21 protein-coding genes are annotated in these 24,861 nt (G+C 64.4%); 8 read left to right on the top strand and 13 right to left on the bottom strand.

Going from position 1 to position 24,861, the window contains the following annotated elements:
* Positions 1–151 precede the first annotated feature (151 nt).
* Positions 152–2,065, top strand: coding sequence for a glucokinase (locus tag JAB4_RS13325; RefSeq protein ID WP_070222013.1), 1,914 nt, complete (start codon positions 152–154; stop codon positions 2,063–2,065).
* The gene (locus JAB4_RS13320) at positions 2,049–3,146 is read left to right on the top strand and encodes a LacI family DNA-binding transcriptional regulator (protein ID WP_083287141.1); all 1,098 of its coding nucleotides are present in this window, start codon (positions 2,049–2,051) and stop codon (positions 3,144–3,146) included. The genes JAB4_RS13325 and JAB4_RS13320 overlap by 17 nt, the downstream gene beginning before the upstream one ends.
* 50 nt (positions 3,147–3,196) lie before the next feature.
* Here the strand turns inward: JAB4_RS13320 and JAB4_RS13315 are convergent, their stop codons facing one another.
* From JAB4_RS13315 to JAB4_RS13290, 6 genes are all read right to left on the bottom strand, one after another.
* A complete protein-coding gene (locus tag JAB4_RS13315; protein ID WP_070222015.1) occupies positions 3,197–4,837 on the bottom strand; it encodes a diguanylate cyclase in 1,641 nt (546 codons plus the stop codon).
* Positions 4,838–5,230: 393 nt separating this feature from the next.
* Complete coding sequence (locus JAB4_RS13310; RefSeq protein WP_070222096.1) at positions 5,231–5,683, bottom strand: hemerythrin domain-containing protein; 453 nt, start codon at positions 5,681–5,683, stop codon at positions 5,231–5,233.
* Between the two features lie 263 nt (positions 5,684–5,946).
* Positions 5,947–6,879, bottom strand: coding sequence for a carbohydrate kinase (locus JAB4_RS13305; RefSeq protein WP_070222017.1), 933 nt, complete (start codon positions 6,877–6,879; stop codon positions 5,947–5,949).
* Positions 6,876–8,090, bottom strand: a complete 1,215-nt coding sequence (locus JAB4_RS13300; RefSeq protein WP_070222019.1) for an AGE family epimerase/isomerase — start codon at positions 8,088–8,090, stop codon at positions 6,876–6,878. The genes JAB4_RS13305 and JAB4_RS13300 overlap by 4 nt, the downstream gene beginning before the upstream one ends.
* A 68-nt stretch (positions 8,091–8,158) precedes the next feature.
* Positions 8,159–9,160 (bottom strand): tetratricopeptide repeat protein, encoded by a 1,002-nt coding sequence (locus tag JAB4_RS13295; RefSeq protein ID WP_070222021.1) that lies wholly within the window; start codon positions 9,158–9,160, stop codon positions 8,159–8,161.
* A complete protein-coding gene (locus JAB4_RS13290) occupies positions 9,157–9,981 on the bottom strand; it encodes a tetratricopeptide repeat protein (protein WP_175444745.1) in 825 nt (274 codons plus the stop codon). The genes JAB4_RS13295 and JAB4_RS13290 overlap by 4 nt, the downstream gene beginning before the upstream one ends.
* A gap of 152 nt (positions 9,982–10,133) precedes the next feature.
* On the opposite strand from JAB4_RS13290, the gene JAB4_RS13285 reads away from it, so the two are divergent.
* Positions 10,134–10,523, top strand: a complete 390-nt coding sequence (locus JAB4_RS13285) for a DUF1090 family protein (protein WP_070222025.1) — start codon at positions 10,134–10,136, stop codon at positions 10,521–10,523.
* Here the strand turns inward: JAB4_RS13285 and mmsB are convergent.
* The 3 genes from mmsB to JAB4_RS13270 form a co-directional block, all read right to left on the bottom strand.
* Positions 10,520–11,425, bottom strand: coding sequence for a 3-hydroxyisobutyrate dehydrogenase (gene mmsB, locus JAB4_RS13280; protein ID WP_070222027.1), 906 nt, complete (start codon positions 11,423–11,425; stop codon positions 10,520–10,522). The two genes, JAB4_RS13285 and mmsB, sit on opposite strands and share 4 nt — an antisense overlap.
* A gap of 10 nt (positions 11,426–11,435) precedes the next feature.
* Positions 11,436–12,950 carry a CoA-acylating methylmalonate-semialdehyde dehydrogenase gene (locus tag JAB4_RS13275; RefSeq protein WP_070222029.1) on the bottom strand — a complete coding sequence of 505 codons (1,515 nt, stop codon included), beginning with the start codon at positions 12,948–12,950 and terminating at the stop codon, positions 11,436–11,438.
* Positions 12,951–13,036: 86 nt separating this feature from the next.
* A complete protein-coding gene (locus JAB4_RS13270) occupies positions 13,037–14,254 on the bottom strand; it encodes an ABC transporter substrate-binding protein (protein ID WP_070222031.1) in 1,218 nt (405 codons plus the stop codon).
* Positions 14,255–14,374: 120 nt separating this feature from the next.
* Between JAB4_RS13270 and JAB4_RS13265 the strand changes: the two genes are divergently transcribed.
* The 3 genes from JAB4_RS13265 (at position 14,375) to JAB4_RS13255 (ending at position 17,979) form a co-directional block, all read left to right on the top strand.
* Positions 14,375–15,292, top strand: a complete 918-nt coding sequence (locus JAB4_RS13265) for a LysR family transcriptional regulator (protein ID WP_070222098.1) — start codon at positions 14,375–14,377, stop codon at positions 15,290–15,292.
* 178 nt (positions 15,293–15,470) lie between these two features.
* Positions 15,471–16,001: an isochorismatase family protein gene (locus JAB4_RS13260; RefSeq protein ID WP_070222033.1), complete on the top strand. Its 531-nt coding sequence runs from the start codon at positions 15,471–15,473 to the stop codon at positions 15,999–16,001.
* 106 nt (positions 16,002–16,107) lie between these two features.
* Complete coding sequence (locus tag JAB4_RS13255; RefSeq protein ID WP_070222035.1) at positions 16,108–17,979, top strand: hypothetical protein; 1,872 nt, start codon at positions 16,108–16,110, stop codon at positions 17,977–17,979.
* Between the two features lie 12 nt (positions 17,980–17,991).
* Here JAB4_RS13255 and JAB4_RS13250 read toward each other — a convergent pair whose 3' ends face one another.
* From JAB4_RS13250 to JAB4_RS13240, 3 genes are all read right to left on the bottom strand, one after another.
* Positions 17,992–19,155, bottom strand: a complete 1,164-nt coding sequence (locus JAB4_RS13250; protein WP_070222037.1) for a heparan-alpha-glucosaminide N-acetyltransferase domain-containing protein — start codon at positions 19,153–19,155, stop codon at positions 17,992–17,994.
* A 141-nt stretch (positions 19,156–19,296) separates the two neighbouring features.
* Positions 19,297–21,387 carry a TonB-dependent siderophore receptor gene (locus JAB4_RS13245; RefSeq protein WP_070222041.1) on the bottom strand — a complete coding sequence of 697 codons (2,091 nt, stop codon included), beginning with the start codon at positions 21,385–21,387 and terminating at the stop codon, positions 19,297–19,299.
* Between the two features lie 55 nt (positions 21,388–21,442).
* Positions 21,443–22,354, bottom strand: a complete 912-nt coding sequence (locus tag JAB4_RS13240) for a LysR family transcriptional regulator (protein ID WP_070222043.1) — start codon at positions 22,352–22,354, stop codon at positions 21,443–21,445.
* Positions 22,355–22,474: 120 nt separating this feature from the next.
* On the opposite strand from JAB4_RS13240, the gene JAB4_RS13235 reads away from it, so the two are divergent.
* The gene (locus JAB4_RS13235; RefSeq protein ID WP_070222045.1) at positions 22,475–23,461 is read left to right on the top strand and encodes a zinc-dependent alcohol dehydrogenase family protein; all 987 of its coding nucleotides are present in this window, start codon (positions 22,475–22,477) and stop codon (positions 23,459–23,461) included.
* Positions 23,462–23,533: 72 nt separating this feature from the next.
* The gene (locus JAB4_RS13230) at positions 23,534–23,860 is read left to right on the top strand and encodes a tetratricopeptide repeat protein (RefSeq protein WP_070222047.1); all 327 of its coding nucleotides are present in this window, start codon (positions 23,534–23,536) and stop codon (positions 23,858–23,860) included.
* A gap of 5 nt (positions 23,861–23,865) precedes the next feature.
* Here the strand turns inward: JAB4_RS13230 and bla are convergent, their stop codons facing one another.
* Entirely contained in the window at positions 23,866–24,807 is a 942-nt protein-coding gene (gene bla, locus JAB4_RS13225; protein WP_227742148.1) for a subclass B3 metallo-beta-lactamase, read from the bottom strand.
* Positions 24,808–24,861 lie beyond the last annotated feature (54 nt).

Raw genomic sequence — 24,861 nt, 5'->3', positions numbered from 1 at the left:
CGCCACCGCATCTGGCACCTTGGACAGGCATTTGCGCAGGCATCCCGCATTTTTCGGCACGCGGCACGTATACGAATTAAAATCCTTGGTTTTTGCCCATAACGACAGTGCGCGGCCACGACCACGCACGCAGACGAGACAAAGCACCGCCATGAAAATTGATGAAAAAATGGAAGTAGCAGGCAGCGATCCAGCGGAGCGTTTCAGTGAAGGCCCGCGCCTGCTGGCAGACATCGGCGGCACCAATGCCCGCTTCGTGCTGGAAACGCGCCAGGGCCACCTGGAAGCGGTCGCCGTGCTGCCCTGCGACGACTACGCGTCGCTGCTCGACGCCATCACCGCCTATATGGATAGCAGCGAGGCGCGCGCCGCCGGTTCGGCACGCGTGCGCCATGCGGCCATCGCCATCGCCAATCCCATCGACGACGACAATATCCGCATGATGAACCATCACTGGTTCTTCTCGATCGAGGCGATGCGCGCCGCGCTGGGCCTCGACACCTTGCTGGTGGTGAACGACTTCACGGCGCTGGCCATGGCCCTGCCCTACCTGCGGCCCGACCAGCGCCAGCAGATCGGCGGCGGCATGGCGCGCGCCGACAGCGTCATCGGATTACTTGGTTCGGGCACAGGCCTGGGCGTGTCGGGCATGATCCCCGCGGAAGACCGCTGGATCGCGCTGGGCAGCGAAGGCGGCCACGTCAGCTTCGCCCCCTGCGACCAGCGCGAGATGGACGTGCTGTCCTTCGCCTGGCGCGAACTGTCGCACGTCTCGGCCGAGCGCCTCGCCTCCGGACGCGGGCTGGAACTGATCTACCGCGCCCTGTCCGACCGGGCTGGCCGGCATGACGTGCCGCCGCTGCTGGCGGCCGACATTACCAGCCGCGCCCTGAACAATGAATGCGACGTGTGCCTGGAAGCGGTCGACTGCTTCTGCGCCATCCTCGGCTCCATCGCCGGCAACGTGGCCATGACCCTGGGCGCCCTGGGCGGCATCTATATAGGCGGGGGCATCGTGCCGCGCCTGGGGCCTTTGTTCGAACGGTCGCAGTTCCGCGCCCGCTTCGAGCAAAAGGGCCGCCTGAACGAATACCTGGCGCAGATCCCCACGTTTCTGATCACGGCCGAACTGCCTACTTTTCTGGGCATCGCCGCCATCCTGGCGCAAAAGCTCAAGCGCGCCCATACCGGCGCGCCCGTGCTCGAATCCGTGCGCCAGGCGCGCGGGCGCATGAGTCCATCGGAATGCAAGGTGGCCGACTGGGTATTGAAAGAGCCGAACGCCATGCTGACCCTGCCGATCGCCGAAATCGCCCAGCGGGTCGGCGTGAGCCAGCCGACCGTGATGCGCTTTTGCCGCTCGATCGGTGTGCAGGGCCTGGCCGATTTCAAATTAAAACTCGCTTCCGGCCTGACGGGCGGCGCCATCACTGTGGCGCACTGCCACGTGGAGATTTCGGACTCCGACGCGGAACTGGCGCGCAAGGTGCTGGGCAATAATGCCTCGGCAGCGCTGGCCATGCGCGACATGCTCGACGTGAAGGCGCTGACGGCGGCCATCGAACTGCTGCGCGGCGCGCAGCGCGTGGAATTGCTGGCCGTGGGCAGCGCCCGCGTGGTGGCCGACGACATGCAGCACAAGCTGCTCAATCTGGGCATCGTCAGCAGCTTCTTTGCCGATCCGCAGGCGCAGGAAATGAGCGCCGCCATGCTCAAGCCGGGCGACGTGGCGCTGGTCATTTCCCGTTCGGGCGCCCTGCCCGACCTGCTGCGTACCGTCAAGGTGGCGCAGGGCTGCGGCGCCCGCGTGCTGGCGATCACGGCCAGCGGTTCGCCATTGGCCAAGCTGGCCGACGTGCTGCTGACCCTGAACCACCCGGAAGGCAACCTCAATTTCGTGCCCATGATCGTGCGCCTGCTGCAGCTGATGATGCTCGATATCCTGTCGGTGGGACTGGCGCGGCGCGACACGGCGCAGCGCACCAGCGCCGCCCAGCTGGAAGAGGGTCAATTGCACGGCATGCGCATCAGCGGCAAGCTGAAATTCGGTGGCCACCTCGAATAAGGCGGCGCATGCCGCCCACGCCGCCGCCGACACGGCCAGCGGCGCCACCGTGCACGACGTGGCGCGCCTGGCCGGCGTCTCGGCCATGACGGTATCGCGCGTCATCAACGGGCGCGCCAGCGTCAGCGCGGCCACGCGCGACAAGGTCGAGGCGGCCATCGCCAGCCTGCGTTACCAGCCCAACCTGGCGGCCCGTGCCGCCCGCACGGGCACCCTGCGCATCGGCTTGCTATACAGCAACCCCAGCGCGGCCTTCCTCAGCGAATTTCTCGTCGGCGCCATGGACCAGTGCCGCCAGGGCGGCGGCCAGCTGCTGCTCGAACGCTGCGAAGACCTGGACAGCCAGCGCGCCGGCATCGATTGCCTGGTGGCGGCCGGCGTGGATGGCATCCTCGTGCCGCCACCCCTGTGCGATTCACCGGAAGTGCTGGCGCAGCTCAATACCATGGGCATCCCCGCCATCGCCGTGGCCACGGCGCGCCCTTCGCCCGGCGTCTCGGCCGTGCGCATCGACGACTACGAGGGCGCGCTGGCCATGACGCGCCATCTGCTCGCGCTGGGCCACCGCGACATCGGCTTCATCGAAGGCGACCCGGCGCACACGCCCGCCCTGCTGCGCCGCCAGGCCTTCGAGGACGCCATGCGGGAAGCGGGCTTGCAGGTGCCGCCGCACAGGGTGGCGCAAGGCTATTTTACCTACCGTTCGGGGCTCGACGCGGCGCGCCGGCTGCTGGCGCACGAACCGCACCCCAGCGCCATCTTCGCCAGCAATGACGACATGGCCGCCGCCACCCTGGCCGTGGCGCACGGCATGGGCTTGCAGGTGCCGGCGCAATTGAGCGTGTGCGGCTTCGACGACACGCCCGTCGCCAGCACCGTCTGGCCCGAGCTGACCACCATCCACCAGCCCATCGCCGACATGGCGCGCGCCGCCGTCAAGCTCGTCATCGACGAGATACGCCAGCGCCGCGCCGGGGAGACGGCGCCCGCCACGCATCACTTGATGGAATTTACCCTGGTAGAGCGCGCATCGTCGGGCAGCTATGCGCCGCCGACGGCACAGGGCCAGCGCAGGCCTTGACGCTGCCGGAACAGGCGATGCCACCACCCGCCATTCCGGCGCACCCGGCCCTACAACGCCTCGGTCAAGGCGGGGCTGCCGATGGAAGTGACGGCATAACCGTTGCGGCCAGCGCTTTTTGCCTTGTAGAGCGCCGTATCGGCCGCCGTCAAGATTGCCCCCGCCGTCGTATCGCCGCGGGTGCAGAACGCCAAGCCGACACTGGTGGTGACATGCAGACCGATACCGCCGCAATCAAAGTGCACGGCCATCCCTTGCACGATTTTCTTGCCCAGTACCGCGAGCTCGGACTGCTCCGTCAGTTGTTCGAAAATAATGACAAACTCGTCGCCGGCAAGGCGCGCCACCGTGTCGGAGGCCCGGACGCAAGCTTTGAGCCGTTTGGCAAATTCAATCAATACCAGATCGCCGATACCATGCCCATATGTGTCATTTATTTTTTTGAAATAGTCGATATCCAGATACGCCAGCGCCAGGCCCGTGCCAGCGCGCCGCGCACGCGTCAATGCCGCGGCCAGCGCCTCGTCAAACATGCGCCTGTTGTGCAGGCCCGTCAGCATGTCAGTACGCGCCAGAGCGGCGAGGTTGTTTTCCGCCGCTTCCCTCTGCAGCGACAGCGCATAGAATGCACGGCTCAGCTTTCCGAACTCGTCTTTACGGGCGATATCAAACACCGCAATATCGGCATTGCCTGAGCGTATGCTCGCCACATGCCGGCCCAGATCGCCCAAAGGACGCAAGAGCAGCATCACCGCGATCCAGCCGGCACAACTGGCCAGAAAGGCCACGCCTGACGAAGCAATGATGACTTTGGCATACATATCGGTGACCGGCGTGAATGCCTCGCTTTCAGGATAGACGGCGCCGATGATCCAATCTCCCGCGCGCAAATGCTTGTAAGTCATAATTGCCTGCACGCCCAGCTTGGTTTTACCTTGCGTCCAACCGTCGAATCCCCGCAATGCGGCCAAGGTGGAAGGGGTTGCGCCGCCCGTTTCATCATGCACCCGCTTCAGGACGCGCGCCGGGTCCGGATGGTGGAGTATCGTGCCGTCGTCGGTCAACATGAACAGATAACCGCTCTTGCCCGGCTTGAGCTGCTCCCACTGGCCAAAAAATGTCGGGCTTTGCAAATTGAGACTGCCAGCGATTACATACAGCAATTTTCCGGCTTTGTCATAGATCGGTTCGGTTACCAGCACAACGGGCTTGCCAGACAGCTGGCTCTTGAATGGACGCGATATCACGCCTTCCCTGAGCTTCACGGTATCGATAAAATATTCGCGCGCAGCGAAATTGAGCTTGCCGGCCACGCGCCGGTCATTCATGCTGGCAATCAGTTTCCCGGTAGCATCAAAGGCGACGAGATTGAAAAATTCCTCGCGCAGGGTTGGATGATTTTCTATAAATGCCTGCATCCGCTGCGGATGTTCATACACATCCGCAGGCAGCCCTTCCGCCAGCACCTTGAGCAGCGCTTTCTTGGCATTCAAGTCTTCGTCGATATATGCCGCGGCACTGGTCAGCAAGGCATATTGCTGATTGCCGATAACGGATACCATCTGCCCTTGCGCGACAGACAGCGATGTGAGCGCAACAGAACCCGTTGCGCACAGCACCAGTACGCCCACGAGCACAGTCATCTTGAATTTGAAGCTCCGGGGATTGAAAAAATTCCAGATCTTATGCATGCGGACTTCCTTCTCAGCGCCCGTGCTCTGTAAAGCGCACGGACCCGGCCAAGTGGCGCCATGCATGGCAATGGGAAGCACGGCATATTGGTCAGCGCATGACTTCGAACCTATCCCCGGATGAATACACTCCCAGAACAGGCTCTTGACATGGCAAGAGAGCAAATCTTACGCCTATTCTCGCAAAAAGGGCGCCCTGGCGCCGCTGAATAGACACGCCATCCCCACATCATCGCCATATCGTACGCTCCAGCAACGATTCCACCACTTGCACCGCTGGCGGCGAACCGCCTGCCGCCAGCAGGCGCCCGCCACGCATCCTCTGATGGCGCTTACCTTGATGTAACGGGCGTCGACAGGGCCAGCGCGCTAGTCAGACGCGGCCAGGCAGGCTCAGGGCTGCATCCCGGGCACTTGCATTTCCGCCTTGCGCGCTGCGATCTGGCCGCCCATGGCCAGCAGATCGAGCTGCGCCTCGCGCGCGCGCGGAAAAATCTCGCCCTCCTCTTCCTGTACGTGCTGCTCGATCTGCCTGGACAAGACCTTGACCTTGGCGTCGTACAAGTCTTCGCCGGGCGCCATGGCGACGATTTGCGCGATCAATTCCTTGGCCGAGGCGTGCTCGACGATGGCTTCGTCGATCAAGTCTTCGTTCAGGCGGCTGGCGTCGCGCACGGCCGGATAAAAGATTTCCTCTTCCGCCATCGCATGCTTGCTCAATTCCTCGCAGATTTTCAGCGCCAGCTTGCGTTTGCTGGCGAGCGACCTGTCGCTGAGCCCCTCGTACTGTTCGAACAAGTCCTTCACCGTCTGATGATCTTGCGTCAGCAGTTCGATCGCATCCATGTCTTGCATACCGGCATTTTGCTGGGAAACGGACGCTGCCTGATGGGATTGGGTGGCCATGATGTTTTCTCCAGGTGTGCAATGAAGTCCCCATTCTAGACAGGGCCATGCGGCGTGCATGTAGGAGGATTGCCAACGTCAAGGTAGGCCTGGCGGGAAGGTCAACGCGTTTCGATGCAGATCAAGCTGACCATGATAAATTTTTGCATTGCGTAAAAAATATGCGTGGTGCGCCTGCCTGCCGGCGCACCGCGCCATACGACTTAACGCAGCTGCGTGCGCTGCGCCAGCGATTCCACCAGGTCCACCGAGGGCGGCGAGCCGCCGGCCGCCAGGCAGGCGCCTGCTCCGGCCGCGACGGCAAAGCGCAAGTGCTGGCCGCCGTCCGCATCGGGCCGGTACATCAGGCTGTACAGCAAGCCGCCGATGCTGGCGTCGCCCGCGCCCACCGAGTCGACCACCTCGATGGCGGGCGGGGCCGCCTGCCATGTCTGCTCGCCCAGGTACAGCGCCGCACCTTGCGCGCCACGCGTATACAAATACGTGGCGTGCGGATTCCAGCCGCGCAGCACGGCAAACGCGCCATCGATGTCGTCGTGGCGGAACAGGCCCGCCAGATCTTCATCGGACACCTTGATCACGTCGGCCAGCTCCGTCATGCGGCGCAGGGTGGCGTCGTAGCGCGCATCCATCATGATGCGGAAATTCGGGTCGTAGCTGATTTTCACGCCGGCCGCCTTGAGCTCCTGCGCCAGCGCCACCAGCTTGCCGGCCAGCGGTTCGCGCGCCAGGCTGATGCCGCCGAAATGCACCCATTGCGCGCCCTGCATCCAGCCGGCCGGCAGTTGCGCCGCGTCGAAATGCAGGTCGGCGCTGTCGTCGCCGATGAAGTAATACGTGGGTGGATGCAGTTCATGCACGATGGCCAGCAACGGCGACTTCGCGCGGCGCTGCAAGAAGCGCATGTCCAGGCCCGCCGCGTCGGTCGCTTGCGCCAGTGCGTCGCCGAAGACGTCGAGGCTGACGGCGCCCGCAAAGGCGCTGGGCACGCCCAGGCGCGCCATCACGCGCGCCACGTTCCAGGTCGAGCCGCCCACCTGGCTGCTCCAGGCGTCCGGGCCCGTGCGCAGCATGTCCGTCAGCGCTTCGCCGGCCGACACGAATTGTGGAAATTCACGCGGGAAGGCGGCGCTCATGCGGCACCTTTGAGCACGTTCAGCACTTCATAGCAGGCGCCCATGGTGTGGTAATCGGTCTTGCCGGCCGGGCTTTTCTCGTTGCTGATTTTCTGGTTCTCGGGCGTCAGGATGCGGTACCAGGCGCCGTGTTCGTGGTCGACGAAATGCTTCCAGCTGTAGTCCCATATCTTGTCGTAGCTTTGCCAGTAGGCGTCGTCGCCCGTGCGCGCGGCCAGCACGGCGGCGGCGGCGAAGCTTTCCGCCTGCACCCAGAAGTATTTGTCGCCGTCGCAGATTTCATCGTGCGGGCCGAAACCGTAGTGGATGCCGCCATGCGCGCCATCCCAGGCCTTCGCCAGCGCCGTGTCGTACAGTGCGCGCGCACGGGGCAGCAGCCACTCCGATGGTCCGGCCATGAACCGGCTGTGGCGCTCCATGATCAGCAGCAGCTTGGCCCATTCCGTGAAGTGGCCGGGCTGGTAGCCCCAGGGACGGAAGATATTGCTCTTGTCGTGCAGGTTGTAATCCCAGTCGATAGCCCAGTCGGGCGTGTAGTGTTCCCAGATCATGCCGTTGGCCAGGCCCGCCTGGCGCACCGTGATGTTGTGCGCCAGGGTTTCGGCGCGGTGCAGGTAGCGCGCCTCGCCCGTCGCCTCGAATGCGGCCAGCATGGCTTCGCACGCGTGCATGTTCGCGTTCTGGCCGCGGTAGCCGTCCAGGGTGGACCAGTCGGCGCTGGCCACGTCCGCATACAGGCCGTGTTCGGGCAGCCAGAAGCGCTGTTCCATCAATTCGAAGGTTTCGTCCAGGTAGGCGCGCGCTTCCGCCACGCCCGCTTGCAAAGCGTGGGCATAGGCGAGCAGCACGAAGGCCAGGCCGTAGCAGTGGTTGGCGCCGTCTTCCACCGTCTTGACGCCGTCTTTCCACGACAGTTGCCAGGCATAGCCGCCCGTGGCCGGGTCGCGGTGCACGTCGCGCAGGAAGGCCACGCCGTGGCGCAGCGCCGCCTGGTAATCGTCGCCGCCGAAGCGGCGGTGCGCCATGGCGTAATTGAAGATGAAGCGCGTGCTGCTGACCAGGTGCCGCGTGGCATGGTCGTAGACGGTGCCGTCGTCGAGGAAGAAGTGATAAAAGCCGCCGCTCGGGTCAAACGCGCGCGGGTGGTAGAAATGCATCGTGTGCTGGATGTGCTTTTCAAGCATGGCCCTGGAGCGAAAATCGGGATTCATGGGTCTCTCATGATATTGTTATCGATAACAATGATGATAGCATGCCGTTTCCGCCCCGTCTCGTCCACTTAAGGGGGCGTGGCTGACTTGCGCTTTTCACGCCACAGCGCCGCCTTGGCCGGGTCGGCCGCCTGTCCCAGCTCGCCCTTATCGTACACCTTGACCAGCCGTTCGATGGCTTCCGCGTCGCCCTGCTTCGCCGCCAGCAGGTACAACTCGAAGGGCTGGGGCGCCGGCCCTTGCCGGGTAGGGCCGCCGCGGCCCTGCTCCAGCAGCCGCGCGAAGCCCGTCTGGCCCGGGGGACTCTTGGCGATGGCCGCCATTTCATACCAGCCCAGCGCCGCCTCGTCACTCTGCGGCACGCCCTGCCCCACTTCATACGAGTAGGCCACATTGTTCAAGCCCGGCGGATCGAGCGCCTTGGCCGCCTGCATGTACCAGCCGAACGCTTCCTTGCGCTGCGTCTCGTCCTTGGCCGTCATCATCAGCCGGTAGCCGATTTCATTGTAGGCGGGAATAAAACCGTTTTCGGCATAGAACTTCAGCCAGTGCAGCGCGTGCGCCTGTTCTGCCGGACTGCTGTGGATGTTTTCAAAGTGCTGGGCCACCATGAAGTTGGCCAGTTCCACGCCTTGCGCGGCGCCCTTGCGCGACCAGTATTCGCCCAGCTTGCGGTCCGCCGCCATGCCCTGCCCCAGCGTATAGGCGACGCCCAGGAATGCCTGCGCCGGGCCATAGCCGCCCTCGGCCGATTTCCGCATCCACGCCAGGCCGGCGTCAACGTCACGCGGCGTGCCCTCGCCCTCGTGCAGCATCTGCGCCAGCTCCAGCTGGGCGGCCGAATCGCCCCCTTCGGCGGCGCGGCGCGTCTTGTCGTAGGCGGCGATTTTTTCCGGCGACAGGTCGGCCGGGCGGTTGACCACGGCCTGCACCTTCGCGCGCATGTCGTCGAGGCCGGACATATCGAATTCGGCCAGCGCCGGATGCTGGCGCGGTTCTTTGGAGGGCGCAGGCTGCGCCAGCACGGGCTGCGCCAGCGCCAGGGTCAATAACAATACGATGGTCTTCATTTCTTCTCGCTTTCCGCCAGCCTGGCGCGCCATTCGGCGGCGTCTTCGGCATTCGCCTGTTGTCCCAGTTCACCCTTCACGTACACGTCGAGCATGCGCCGCATGGCGGGCAAGTCGCCGCTCCATGCCGCCCGCTCGTACCAGACCAGGGCCAGCTTGTCCGACTGCGCCACGCCCAGGCCCAGCTCGTGCGCGCGGGCCAGGTTGCGCATGCCGGCCGGTTCCTTTTCACGCGCCGATCTGTCATACCAGCGGAAGGCCTCGCCGCGCTCCTGCTCATCGGCGGCTGCGCGCATCAGGTGCTCGCCCAGCGCATTATAGGCAGGAATAAAGTGTTCTTCGAGCGCGGCCTTCTTCAGCCAGATGATGGCCAGCGCCTGTTCTTCGGCAGGGCTGCTGCCATCGATGAATTCCAGCGCCAGCATGGTTTGCGCCAGCGCGTCGCCCTGCGCCACGCCCTTGCGCAGCCAGTACTCTCCCTGCACGCGGTCGATGGGCACCTTGCCGCCCACCGTGCAGGCCAGCCCCAAAGCTGCCTGCGCCGGCGCATAGCCGCCTTCGGCCGACTTGCGTATCCAGGCCATCGAGTGCGCCGTGTCTTGCGGCGCGCCGACGCCCAGCTGCAGCATGCGCGCCAGTTCCAGCTGCGCCTCCACGTCGCCCGTTTCGGCCACGCGCCGGGTTTCGGCAAATTCGGCGATGCTTTCCGGACTATGGCTGGCCACATCGGCCCGCGCCTTGATGGCGATCAGCTGCAGATCGAGCAAGGTAGGCGAGGTTTGCGCCAGTACAGGCAGCGGCAATAGCAAAGGGAGCAGCAATAGTAATTTCCTGGTCATGCGGCGGTGTCGACAAGAAGAAAACACGCATGGTAGCCGATGCCATGCGGGACAGGCGCGCACGGTAGGCGAAGTTTGACAGGGGGCGTTGGCAGGCTTACATTGCACGGGCTCACCACAGACACAGGAATGCCATGAACCTTCTATCGAAAACCGCCCTGACCCTGCTGCTCGCCGCCGCCTGCGTGGGTGCCAGCGCCGCAGACACCCGGCTGGCCGGCTGCGCCGCCAAGCGCGAAAGCATCCGCAGCGAATTGCAGCAGGCGCAGGAACAGGGCCTGTCCGACAAGGTCGCGGGCCTGACGCGCGCGCTCGACGAAGTCAACGCCCACTGCCGCGACAACGCGCTGGTCGAACGCCACAACAAGAAGGTGCTGAAGGCGCAAGCGAAAGTGAACCAGACGGAGCGTTCGCTGCGCCTGGCCCAGGAAGCCAATAAAGAGCCGAAGAAGATCGCCAAGCTGGAAGGCAAGCTGGAAAAAGCCAGGGCGGAACTGGCCGCCCTGCAGGCGCAGCAGCCTTAGGCTTTTTCGCCCAGCAGCTGATAAATGCTGGAAAAATCCAGCGCGCCCGCCCCCGCCTTGCTGTGCAAGCTATATAAATTGCGCGACAGGGCGCCCAGCGGCACGCTCGCCCCGCTGGCCAGCGCGCTTTCCACGGCCAGGCCCAGGTCTTTCAGCATCAGGTCGACGCCAAAGCCGCCCGTGTAGCCGCGCGACGCGGGCACGCTCTCGGCCACGCCGGGACACGGGTTGTACACCTCCAGGGTCCAGTTGCGGCCCGAGCTTTTCGCCATCACGTCCGACACCACTTTCGGATCGAGGCCATTGGCCACGCCCAGGCGTATCGCCTCGCTGGTGCCGATCATCAAAATCCCCAGCAGCATGTTGTTGCAGATCTTGACCGTCTGCCCGCAACCCGAGCCGCCCGCATGGAAGATGGCCTTGCCCATGACGTCCAGGTAGGGGCGCGCCGCCGCCAGCGCGGATTCTTCGCCGCCCACCATGAACGTCAAGGTGCCGTTGGTGGCGCCCGCCGTGCCGCCCGACACGGGCGCGTCCAGCATGGGCATGCCCTTTTCCTCGGCCGCGCGGCCCACCTGGCGCGCCGCCTCGGTGGAAATCGTCGAACAGTCGATCAGCAGAGTGCCGGGCCGCGCCTGCGCCAGGATGCCCGCGTCGCCCAAAGGGTTACCCAAATAAGCGCCCAGCACGTGGCGGCTGGCCGGCAGCATGGTGATGACGATGTCGGCCTGGCCTATCGCCGCGCCCTGGTCGTCGGAGACGAGGCCGCCGCCGGCGGCAAACTGCTGCACGCTGGCCGGCAGCAAGTCGAAACCCGTCACCGCATGGCCGGCCCGCACGAGGTTTTGCGCCATGGGCAGCCCCATGTTGCCCAGGCCGATGAAAACGATATTGGTGCTCATCGCCGCCTCCTTATTTCATCGCAATGGTGGTATTGACGCCGCTGCCGCCATCGTCCGGGGCGAACCAGCGCGCCGTGACGGTCTTGGTCTGCGTCCAGAAATACAGGGCTTGCTTGCCGTTCGGGCCCAGATCGCCCAGTTTCGACGCGCGCGAGCCCGTGAAGCTGAAATAGGCGACGGGCACGGGGATGGCCACGTTGATGCCCACCTGCCCCACGTCGATCTCGTTCTGGAACTTGCGCCCCGCCCAGCCGGACGAGGTGAAGATCGAGGTGCCGTTGCCGTTCGGGTTGGCGTTGATGAAGGCGATCGCTTCGTCGAGCGTCTCCGTCTCGACCACGCACATGGCGGGGCCGAAGATTTCCTGCGTGTAGACGGCGTTCGACGCAGCCACCTTCGAGAAAATCGTCGGGCCCATGAAGTTGCCGCCCTCGTAGCCGGCCACCTTGTGGCCGCGGCCGTCGAGCAGCAGCTCCGCGCCCTCATCCACACCCGCCTGGATCAGCTTTTCCGCGCGCTGCATGGCCGCCTTGGACACCATCGGACCCAGGTCGGCCGTGCGGTCGCTGCCAGGTCCCACTTTCAGCGCTTGCGAGCGGGCAACGATTTCCGGCAGCCAGGAGCGGGCCTCACCCACCAGCACGACGACGGAATTGGCCATGCAGCGCTGGCCGGCCGCGCCGAACGCGGCGCCGATCAGGTTATTGATCGCCTGTTCCTTGTTGGCGTCGGCCAGCACCACGCAATGGTTTTTCGCGCCCATCATCGATTGTGCGCGCTTGCCCGATTCGCTGGCGCGGCGGTAGACATGCGTGCCCACATGGGTGGAGCCGATGAAGGACACGGCCTTGATGTCGGGATGGTCGCACAGCATGTTGACGACGTCGGCGCCGCCATGCACGACGTTCAGCACGCCCGCCGGCAAGCCCGCCTGGTACATCAGTTCGACCAGGTACATGGTCGATGACGGGTCCTGCTCCGACGGTTTCAGGACAAACGTATTGCCGCAGGCGATAGCGATGGGGAACATGAAGCATGGCAGCATGACGGGGAAATTGAAGGCCGTGATGCCGGCGCCCACGCCCAGCGGCTGGTAGATATTGTAGACATCGACGCCCGTGGCCGCGTTTTCCGCGATTTCGCCCAGCTGCAGGGTGGCGATCGAGCACGCGTGCTCCACCACTTCCAGACCGCGCATCACTTCCCCTTCCGCGTCCGGCAGGGTCTTGCCGTGTTCGCGCGTGATCAGTTCGGCCAGGGCGCCGATGTTTTCACGGATCAGCTGCTGGTACTTGAGCATGATGCGCATGCGCGCCGCCAGCGGGGTATTGCGCCACGTTTTAAATGCTTCCTTGGCCGTGGCGACGGCCAGATTGACTTCGTCGGGCGTGGAAAACGGCACCCTGGCGACGATGTCCTGCGTGGCCGGGTTGACAACGTCGCGCCATTCCGTGCTGGCCGAGGCGTGATGCTTGCCGGCGATGTGCAGGGGGATGGCGGGGACTGAGGTGAGGGCTTGGTTCATGATTGAGGCTCCGGGTGTGCGATGTTTGTTCAGCTAAACCCAACGGCGTAAAGCTGGGGTCAGACCCGACGGGTCTGACCCCGGAATTATTTTTTAACGAGATTGCACGCCGCCCCATCCATCGGCTTGAACGCCTGGTCGGCGGGAATGGTGGACAGCACTTTCAGGTAGTCCCACGCGCCTTTCGATTCGGCCGGGGTCTTCACCTGCACCAGGTACATGTCGTGGATGACGCGGCCGTCGGGGCGGATCGAGGCGTTGTTCATGACGGCGTCCTTGATCGGCAGCTCGCGCATTTTCTGGGCGACGATCTTCGAGTCGTCGCTTTTCGCGGCCGCCACCGATTTCAGGTAGTGGTAGACGCTCGAATACACGCCCGCCTGCACCATGGTCGGCTTGGCGCCCTTGTTGAGCGCCTCGAAGCGCTTGGCGAAGGCGCGGCTGCGGTCATCGAAATCCCAGTAAAAGCCGTCCGCGTAGACGAGGCCCTGGGCCGTTTCCAGCCCCAGCGCGTGCACGTCGGAGAGGAATACCAGCAAGGCGGCCAGGCGCTGGTCCTTGCCGCTGCCGATGCGGAATTCGCGCGCCTGCTTGATGGCCGAGACGGTGTCCGCGCCGCCGTTGGCCAGGCCGATCACCTGTGCTTTCGACCCTTGCGCCTGCACCAGGAAGGACGAGAAATCCGACGCGTTCAGCGGATGGCGCACGGCGCCCAGCACCGTGCCGCCATTGCGCTTGACGACTTCGCTGGCGTCCTTTTCCAGCGAGTGGCCGAAGGCGTAATCAACGGTGACGAAATACCACGACTTCTGTCCCAGCTTGGTCAGCGCCGCCGCCGTGCCGGCCGCCTGCGAATACGTGTCGAACATCCAGTGGAAGCCGTTCGGCGAGCAATCCTCGTTCGTCAGGCGCCCCGTGGCCGGGCCGCTGAACATGGCGATGCCGCCCTTCTCTTTCATCAGTTTTTGCACGGACAGGGCCACCGAGGAATTGGTCAGATCGGCGATGGCGTCGACCTTGTCGCGGTCGATCCATTCGCGCGCCTTGGAGGCGGCGATGTCGGCCTTGTTCAGGTGGTCGGCCGAGAGGATCTCGATCTTCATGCCCTTGCATTCGGCCTTCAGACAATCCTCGACGGCCATCTGGCTGGCGACGACGGAGCCGCGCCCGCCCATGGCCGAATACGGGCCGGACATGTCGGTCAGGATGCCGACCTTGACGACGCCATCGGAAATCTGCGCGTGCGCGCCGGTGAAAGACAGGGAAAGCGCCAGCGCGCCCATGGCCAGAACGGTTTTTTTCATGCGTGTCTCCAGGTGAACGGGTTTTTCTTATATGTATAGATGCATTCTGCATGTGTAAAAATATGCACTCAAGTGAAATTAATGCATAATTCCTTTGCAAAAATGCACAAGGAGAACAAAGTGCTCGATTGGGACAATGTACGGGTCTTCCTGGAACTGACGCGCAGCGCAGGCCTCGTCGACGCGGCGAAAAAGCTGGGCATCGACCATTCCACCGTGTCGCGGCGCATGCGCAAGTTCGAGGAGCAGGTGGGCACGCAATTGTTCGACCGCAACTACGTGGGCTACCAGCTGACGCCCGAAGGCCACCGCCTGATGGAATACGCGGAAACCATGGAAAGCACGGTGTTTGCCGCCACCGAGGAATTGGGCGAACACAACCGATTGCTGTCGGGCCAGGTGCGCCTGGGCGCTACCGAGGGCTTCGGCGCCATCGTGCTCGCGCCCCACCTGGCGCAGTTTTGCGGACGATACCCGCACATCAGCGTGGACCTGATCGCCGTGCCCCGTTTCGTCAGCCTGTCCAAGCGCGAGGCGGACGTGGCCATTTCCATCGAACGGCCCCTGTCCGGCCCGTATGTCGTGACGAAGTTGTCCGATTACCGGCTGAAACTGTACGCCACGCCAGGCTACCTGGCGCGCCACGCAGCGATCACCAGCGTGGCGCAGCTGGCGCAGCACCCGATCATCGGCTATGTGGACGACCTGGTCTTCAGTTCGGAGCTGCGCTACATGGACAACGTGGCACCCGATTCCCTGCGCGCGTTTCGCAGCACCAGCGTCATCGCCCAGTACCACGCGGCGCGCGCGGGCCAGGCACTGGCGATCCTGCCCTGCTTCGTGGCGCAGCAGTCGAACGAACTGGTGCCCGTGCTCGACGGCGAGATCGACCTGCTGCGCGCCTTCTGGATGATTTCGCCCAGCGAGCGGCGCAACATCGCCCGGGTCAGCGCCCTGTGGAACTACCTGCGCAGCGCCATCGATTTGAATCACGCCTATCTGATGGGCGAGACGGCCACGCCCAGCTGGCCAACTTGAGCACACTGCGGCGCGCTACACTGTCGCCACATATTAATTACTAACAACGCCTGATAAAACCGTAGCGAGCGGAAGGGAGTTGTGGTCGAGACGCGCAACTGTACGAAGGTACAGTGAGCATCGCAGGCCGCGACTACCGACGCGCAGTAGGTTTTGGCAGGTGTTTCAGGAGATCGCCATGCTGATAGATGCAAACCAGGCCGTACTGGTCATTGTCGACCTGCAAGGCCGCTTGATGCCGGCCATCCACGACGCCGGCCTGGTGCTGGCGCAAAACCTGCGCCTGGCCAGGATCGCCCGCCTGCTCGACGTGCCCGTGCTGGGCACGGAACAGAACCGCCAGGGACTGGGGCCGAACGTGGAGGAGATCGCCGCCCTGTGCGAACGGACCTTGCACAAGACGCATTTCGGCGCCTGTGCCGACGGCTTGCAGGCGATCTTGCCGCCCGGACGCAAACAGATCGTCGTCACGGGTTGCGAAGCCCATGTGTGCATGCTGCAGACGGCCATCGGCCTGCTCGAGCTCGGGTATGACGTCATCATCGCCATCGACGCCGTCGGTTCGCGCCAGGCCGCCAGCCGCGACGCGGCGCTGGCCCGCCTGGGCAAGCTGGGCGCGCAGCTGGTGACGGTGGAAATGCTGGCCTTTGAATGGCTACGCGACTGCAAGCACCCGCGTTTCCGCGAGGTATTGGCGCTGATCAAATAGGCACTCCTTTACGCAGGATCAAACCCATCGGCTGCCCGTTTGCTAGCTTGGTAACAGCGTCGCCATCTTGAACGGCGCAACTGTCCAACCGAGCTGGAGAACCATCATGGCCTATATCCTGCGGGGCAAGCTGTGCGGCTTGATCTGTGCCGAATGTCCGGAACCGTTGTCGCACGTCATCGTGCGCCTGTACCGGCCGCGCGACACGCAAAACGTCACGGCCCTGGCCGTGGCCAGCGCCAAGGAGACCTTCGCCATCCTCTCTGACGAGGAAGTGCAGGCGAAAGCCCCCTTCCTGCTGGCCGAAGCGCGCACGGATGACGACGGCAACTACAGTTTCACCCTGGAAGGCGATTACCAGGGCGAGGCTGTGGAGGTCGATATCCTGTGCCCCACCGTGCCCCATTTGAAGCCGGGACCGAAAGACCCCGTGCCGCTGCAATTTTCCATCACCACCATCCAGCCCCGCTGGCGCCAGGTCGACAACGATTTCGTCGCCATCTGGGATTATTGCCTGCCGCAACGCTTCTGGTGCCTGGTGCGCGCCCGCTTCGGCGCCTGGACCATCTGCGGACGGCTGCGCACCTGCGATGCGCCGCACACGCCGATCGCGGGTGCCACCGTGCGGGCGTTCGACGCGGACTGGCTGCAGGACGATGCGCTGGGCGTTGCCGTCACCGATGCCACAGGGCGCTTCCGCATCGACTACCTGACGTCGGACTTCACGCTCACGCCGTTCTCGCCGTTCATCAACGTGGAGTTCACCAGCGGGCCCGACGTGTACTTCACGGCGCAGCTGGGCAGCGTCACCATCCTGTCGGAAACGCAGGCCAACGGGCGCCAGCCGGGGCGCGAAAACGTGGGCCACTGTTTCTGCGTGGAATTGTGCTCGAAAGAAGTGCTACCGCCCGATGTGGAAGGCGTGCCCCACTGGCAGCAGGTGGAAGTGTTCGACATCCACCCCTTCCCCTCGCTGGCGGGCTTTTCCGCGCAAGGCTATGCGGGCGGCCCCGGCGCCTCGTACGTGTTCGCCGGCGGCGTCACATTGAAAGGCAATTGCCCGCTGCGCAACAGCGCCATTCCCGCCAATCCGCTCGAATACCGTTTCCTCATCGGCGAATGGTCCTGGCCGGGCGGCACGGACGACCCGACAGCCTTGCCGACGGTGCCGCCGGCCAGCCTGGCGCCGCTCACGCAAGTGCTAGGCACGCTCGTCGGCTATGTGTTTTATACGAATGGACTGGGCTTGGCCGACTCGGCGCAGGTGATCGTCGATGCGGGCGACTTGAAACCGGGCGGCTGGATACGCGTGGACGGCAAGCCCGTCACCGTGGACATGCGCGACGGCACGACGGCCGTCGTCAACGTGGCGCCCAACATCTTCCTGCGCACCTTCGATTTGCTCACCGTGAATACGCCCGCCATCACCAGCCTGCATCCGGCCAAGCTGCCGGGCGGCTTGCCCATCCTCGACGCGGGCCGCAGCCTGACGGTGGCCGAAAGCGAACCGATACGCCGCTACCGCCTGGGCTTCGAAGTGCGTGACGGAAATACCCTGGCGCTCGTGGCCACGGACGGGCTCGACTCCATCGTCTTCGACAACTCGCCCGTCATCGTGGCGCTGGACCTGGAAGAGTTGCGCAGCAATGCCTGCAACCCCATCGCGGGCGGCCTCGTGCATATCCTGTACACGATCGACCATCCGCATTTGCGCTTTTTCAATATCACGATTTCCAACAACAACGGCATCCAGCATCCGCCGCCACCGCTGCCGGCCGCCAGTTTCACGCCGCCTCCACCGCCCAGCAATTATCTGTTCCGCGGCGGCGCAGGCGGGCCTCACCTGTCGGGCAACAATGGCGGCTTCCCCGTCAACGTGGCGCTCGACCCGCCGTGCGCCTACAGGGTGGCCATCGGTTGGCAGACGCGGCATTACCTGGCGTCCAGCCACAGCATTGACAGGCTGTACTGCAAATAGAATAGGCTTGATTCAGAAGTAACGCACCCACGCCTGCTGCGACGTGCGCTTGTAATTGGCAAACGCGCGGCAGGGAAAGTACAGCACGGGCATCAGCAGCAAGGCCAGCAGCCAGACTTGCCAGATGTGCTCGACGCCGTAGCGGGTGCCGTGATTGGCGCCCAGCACGGCCGTCAAGGTCAGGCCGATGGCCAGCAGCAGATACAGATGCAGCAAGTAGTAAAACATGGGCGCGCCGCCAAAGGTGGCGCAAGCCCGCGTGAACCCGTTATCGACGCTTTCCAGCCAGGCCAGGCCCAGCAAGCCAAGGCCCAGGGTGAACAGCAAAAAGTCCAGCGACGGCGGATATTTCGTGAAGTTCAGCACGCTCATGGCCGTGCGCAAGGCCGTGTCGCCCGCCACCCACGGCAGGGTTTCACCATACAGATTGAAGCCGCGCAGCAGGCCCAGCAGGAGCAAGCTGCCCGCGCCCAGCGCCAGCAGCCAGCGCCGCCGTCCTTCCGGTGAGCGGCTGCGCGCATACAGGGGGCCGGCAGCATAGCCGAGCACGATCACGCCTATCCACGGCAGCAGCGGATAGCTGACCTTGATCTTCATCGCACCGTCGGCCACCAGATAACCGCGTTGCAGCAGCAGCGTCAGAGCGTAATAGCCAAGGCTGTCCTGTTCCGCGCGCAAGCCGGTCATCAAATGCTGGCCCGCGATCATCGCCACACCGAGCACGAGCAGCACTTTCAAGGGCAGCTTGTGCAGCACGGCCAGTGCCATCATGGCCAGGCCGATGACCCAGATCACCTGCAGGTACAGCACGGCGGGCGGAAACGCGCCGCTCCACGCGAAATTGACGAACACCAGTTCCAGCACGACCAGCAGCAAGCCCCGCTTGAACAGGAAACCGGACGCACTGCGCGGTCCGGCCGCCGGATGCGCGTACAACCAGGCGGAGAGTCCCGTCAGGAAAACGAACATGGGCGCGCACACGTGGGCCGCCAGGCGCGTGAAGAACAGGGCCGGATCGACGTGGGCCGCATCCATCGGATCGCCCACCTGGTGGTGCAGGAACACCGTTTCGCGCACATGGTCGAACAGCATGATCAGCATGACGAGGCCGCGCATGACATCGATGACGGCGATGCGGGTGCGCAGGGTGGCGGGAGAAGTCAGGGGAGCAGTCATTGGTTGATGTATAAAAACTTTAGTGAGTCGGCAGTGTTATTTCACCCCACCAGCAAAATCTGGGGTCAGACCCGCCGGGTCTGACCCCGGCTCTATGCTGCTGGGTTCGAACAATGATGTGGCATGTACAGAGCCCCACAGTTAAAACCGGTAATGCGCATTCAGGGTCACCGTGCGCTCCGCCCCCGTCGCCACCCACAGTTGGCTGTAGGAACTCGCATAGTAGCTGCGGTTGAACAGGTTTTCCACGCTCAAAGCCAATCGCAGTCTGGCGTTGGGCGCATACGACGCCAGCAATCTGGCCGTCGTATAGGCCGGCAGGGTAAATTGGCTGCTGACGGCCACGTCGCCGAGGCGCTCGCCCACATACTGAAAACCGCCGCCCACGCTGGCCGTGCCCGTGACCAGCGCGAACTGCTGCGTGGCCAGCAGGTTGGCGCTGTGGCGCGGCACGTTGGCGAAGCGGCTGCCCGTCACGATCGTATTGTCGCCGCGCGTGACGGTGGCGTTGGTGTAGGCATAGGCGCCCGAGACGCGCAAGCCGCGCGCCAGTTCGCCCGACACATCGAGCTCCAGGCCCCGGCTGCCCACCTCGCCCGCCGCGATGGCGAAATCCGTGTTGGCGGGATTGGTCGTCAGCACATTGCTCTTGCGAATGTCATACACGGCCACCGTCCCCGTCAGCTTGCCCGTTTCCAGCTTCGCGCCCAGTTCATACGAGCGGCTGCGCTCGGCCGGGAAAGCCTGGTTATCGATGCTGATGCCGCTGTTGGGCCGGAAGCCCTTCGCCGCGCTCGCATACAGCGACCACATTGTCGACGGCTGGTAGACGAGGCCCGCGCGCGGGCTGGTGGCCGACAGCGACTGGCGGTTGCTCACGTTCAGGCGATGGTTCGCCACATCCTGCGTGTAGCTGTCGCGGCGCACGCCAACGAGCGCCTTCCATTGGGCGCCCAGGTCGATCTGGTCCTGCGCGTACAGGCCGCGCGCCCGTTGCCCTTCCTGCGTGTCGATGGACAGGGCCAGCGGCGCGGCCTTGCCGCCATACACGGGATTGAAAATGTCGATGGCATAGGCATTCGCGGCACTGGGATTGCGCCGCAGCTGTACCCGGTGGTCGTCGAAGCGATAGGCGTCCACGCCGGCCAGCACCTCGTGCGCCAGCGCGCCCGTTTTGAACTTGCCCAGCAACTCGACGCGGGCGGAGACGTCGGTGGCCCAGAAATCGCGGTGGCGGCGCTGCCGGTTCAGGGTACGGCCATCGGCCAGCAGCTTGTTCGCCTCGGTCGAATAACCGCGCAATTCGCTGTCGCGGTAGGAAGCACCCGCCTGCAGCGTCCAGTCGTCGGACAGCGCATGGTGGATAAACAGCTGCTGGCCCAGCGACTTGACCGTCATGGGGCCGTCGCCCGGTTCGCCCAGGAAACGCGACACGGGCACGGCGCCCAGCTTGCCGTTCACGGCCACCACGCCCCGGTCGAACGGTGCGCGCTGGCGCACCGCTTCGATTTCATACGACACGGTCGTGTGCTCGCCCGCAAGCCAGATAAACGAGGGAGAAAACAGGCTGCGCTCGACTTTCAGCGTATCGCGGAAGCTGTGCCCCTCCTCATGCGCGGCGTTCAGGCGGTAGGCGAAGGTGTCGCTCAACGGTCCCGTCAAATCCAGGGCGGTGCGGCGCGTCTGAAAACTGCCCAGCGATACATCGGCGCCGTACTCGGGCGCGAACTTCGGCTTTTTCGTCGCGATGTTCACCGTGCCGCCCGGCTCGCCCCGGCCGTACAGGGCCGACGCGGGGCCTTTGAGCACTTCCACATTCTGCGTATTGCCGCCATCGCGCATGCCGTTGTAGCCGCGGCTGGAACTGAAGCCGTTGACCATGTAGTCGGAACCGAAATTCGGGTCGCCCGTGAAGCCGCGCATGGCATAGCTGTCCCACAGGCCGCCCAGCGGACTTTGTTTTGAAATACCGCTGGCCAGGTCCAGCGCGCCGGCCAAAGTCGTCACGCCGGCGTCGCGCAGCAGGTCGCTTGTGAGCACGCGCACGCTTTGCGGCAAGTCCATCAATAAAGCGTCCGTCTTGGTGGCGCCCGTGGCAGACAGGCTGCGGTAGTGCTGGCGCTCGGCCTTGACGGTAACGACATCGCCGGCCTGCACATCATCGATTGCCAGTGACCAGGGGCTGGCAGCGGCAAGTAACAGCGCCACGGGGCGGCGTAAAAACACGGGCATGGAATTCCTGACGAAGGCGCAAATCAATGCAATAGGCTTGCATTATAATTGATAATCAATTCTCATTAAAGCCTTCATGAACAATCTGCGCCAAAAACTCCACGAACACCTGCACCTTGGCGGCGCGCAGCTGACGCGGGTGGAACAGCGCCCACAAATCCGGTCCCCGCGTGCGGAACGGCTGCAACACTGGCACGAGGCTCCCCTCGCGCAAAGGCTGCAAGACGGAAACGGATAGCGCCTGCACGATGCCGCAACCGGCCTGGGCAGCGGCGATCATCGATTCGATATGGTCGAAAGACAAGGCGGCAGCGGGCGTGTGGGCGTACGGCTCGCCTGCTTCCCCATCCTGGAACAGCCAGGGTCGCACCTGGCGCGCTTTCGGATACAGGAAATGCAGGCAGGCAAACTGGTCCAGTTCCTGCGGCGTGCGCGGCATGCCATGCCGGGCGATGAAGGCGGGCGAGGCGCAGCACAGGTAATCCATGGTCAGCAGGCTGCGCGCCACCAAGGACGAATCCTGCGGTTCGCCGATGCGCAGCATCACGTCGATGCCCTCTTCCACCATGTCGACCAGGCGGTCGCTGACCGTCAGGCGCAGGGAAATATCGGGATAGGCGGCGGTAAAGCGGGGCAAGGCGGGCGCCACCAGATTGCGGCTGATGCTGCTGGGCATATCCACGCGCAGGCTGCCCGAGGGTTTCCCTGCCGCCTGTTCCAGACTGGATTCCAGCGCCGCCATGCCGGCCAGCACCTGGCGCGCCTGCGCGTGGCACTGCTGGCCTTCGGCCGTGAGCGACATGCTGCGCGTCGTGCGCTGCAAGAGGCGCACGCCGAAATGCTTTTCCAGCGCCGCCACCTGGTTCGTCACGGACGAGGTGGAAATGCCCAGGCGCTGCGCCGCCTTGCTGAAGCCGCCCGCCTCGACCACGGCGCAAAACACCTTCATCGCTTCCAGCCTGTCCATGTATTTCCCTCCTTTTTGCCTATGATTATCCACGATACTCAAATAGTGCATCGGGCCGCGCCCGGTTTTTCTTTATTCCCTTCCCGCCTAGACTGGGGGCATCAACCACAGGAGAACATCATGCAAGCCCTCGTCCTCAACACCTTTTCCGCCCGCATGAGCATCGAGCAGCTGCCCGTGCCGCAGCCCGGCCCCGGGCAAGTCCTCGTGCGCATCGCCGCCAGCGGCGTCAATCCGCTGGACACGAAGATCGCCGCCGGCGCTGCCCCGCACGCCCGGCCCAGCCTGCCCGCCATCCTTGGCATCGACGTGGCCGGCACGGTGGCGGCCGTGGGCGAAGGCGTGACGACTTTTCACGTTGGCGCAACAGTGTATGGCATGGCGGGCGGCATCGCCGGCATCCAGGGCTCGCTGGCCGAGTACGCCGTCTTCGATTCCGCCCTGCTGGCGCCTGTGCCGCAAGGATTGAGCATGCGCGAGGCGGCGGCCCTGCCCCTCGTCTTCATCACGGCCTGGGAAGGGCTGGTCGACCGCGCCCACGTGAAGGCGGGCGACACCGTGCTCGTGCATGGAGGCGCGGGCGGCGTGGGCCACATGGCCGTGCAGCTCGCCGTCGCCCTGGGCGCGAAGGTGTCTGCCACGGGCAGCGCCGCCAGCCGCGCCACCATCGAGGCGCTGGGCGCGCGCTTCATCGATTACCGCACCAGTACGGTCGATGACTACGTGGCCGAGCATACGGGCGGCGCCGGCTTCGACATCGTCTACGACACGGTGGGCGGCACCACCCTGGACGCCAGTTTCAAGGCGGCACGCATGTATGGCGGCCACGTCGTCAGCTGCCTGGGCTGGGGCACGTTCGCCCTGAGCCCGCTGACGGCGCGCGCGGCGACTTACTCGGGCGTGTTCACCCTGCTGCCCCTGTTGAGCGGCGAGCATCACGCGCGCCATGGCGCGATCCTGCGCGAAGCCAACAAATTAATAGAGGCGGGCAAGCTGCGGGTGCGGCTCGATCCACGCCGCTTTAGCTTGCGCACGGCACACGAGGCGCATGTGGCGCAGATGGACGGCAGCGCGCGCGGCAAGCTGGTGGTGGATGTGGCGGATTGAAGACAGGCTTGTTTCTCAAGCGCGCAAGCGCTAATATGCAAGAATTAACTTGCATATTGAGGTGAGGCGAAAATGCTGCGTGAACAACTGGAAAAACTGCTGGCGCAGGGCCGCGACAGCGCCCTGCTGCGCTTTGGCCTGGGCGACGCCTGCCTGAAAGACAATGACGCCGAGCAAGCCGTCATCCACCTGGCGCAGGCGACGCAACAGCAAACAAGCTATTCCGCCGCCTGGAAACTGCTGGGCAAGGCCTTGCTCCAGCTGGGCAGGCTGGACGAAGCGCAGGCCGCGTGGAGCACCGGGGTGACCGTGGCCCAGCAGCAAGGTGACCTGCAAGCCGTCAAGGAAATGACGGTGTTCGTCAAACGCCTGCAAAAACAGCGGCAGGCGGCAGAATAGAACGGTTAATGTGCGTGCGCGGCGGCCTTGGCATCAAGAGGCGCCGCCTCGCCCCGTTCCTTCGCCAGGCGCTTGGCCAGCAAGCCGCCCGCTTCGGCCGCATAGGCGCGGCAGGCGTTGGCGTCGATCAGGGGATTGTCCGTGCCGCTGCGCCTGGCCGCCTTGCCCAGCACGTCCGTCGTGCCCGGATGCACGGGGATGATGATGTCGCATGGCAAGGCCGCCACCTTGGCGATGCTCGCTTCGAACGCGGCCGATACGTCCGGCGTCCTGCCCTTGCCCGCGCCCTTGCCCGTATAGCGGAAATCGCCGCTCGCATACGGGTTCAGGCTGTCCGCGTACACCACGTTCAGGCAGCGCGCATCTTCGCATGAGGTCCAGGTCCACGTCGTGCCGCCAGGCGTGTGGCCCGGCGTCATGTGGGCCGTCAAGCTCAACGGTCCAACCTTGACGGTATCGCCCTCGCCCACGAGGCTAACCTTGCTTACCTTGGCCACATGCACGACGGGATTGGCCTGGTATTGCGGATCATCCTTGCCATTGGTGCCGCTTTGCAGCACCGGGGCGCCCGAGGCGCTGGCCATCACGGTGGCGCCGCTGGCCCGCTGCAGCGCGGCAATGCCGCCCGCATGGTCCCAATGGGCGTGCGAATTGAGGATATATTTCACATCCTCGATGCGAAAGCCCAGCGCCTTGATGTTCGCGATGATCAGGGGCGCCGATTGCGGCAGCGCGCCGTCGAGCAGGATGTGGCCTTGCGGGCTCGTCACCAGCACGGCGGACAGGCCCGCCGTGCCCACATACCAGCTATTGCCATAGATATTGAACGGCTTGACGGGCGCATTCCATTCCTTGCAATTGTCGCAATTAACAGGTTTATCCTGCACCGGGGCCGGCGTCTTTGCCTGCACCGTGCCTGCCGCCATGGTCGTAACCGTAGCCAGCATCAACTTCGCCAATAGTGTCATTGTCATCTCCAGAGTGTAAAAAAGATGGGCGCC

It is taken from the genome of Janthinobacterium sp. HH102 (genome assembly GCF_001758625.2).
Taxonomy (GTDB): domain Bacteria; phylum Pseudomonadota; class Gammaproteobacteria; order Burkholderiales; family Burkholderiaceae_D; genus Janthinobacterium.
This window is presented reverse-complemented; position numbering and strand designations above follow the sequence as displayed.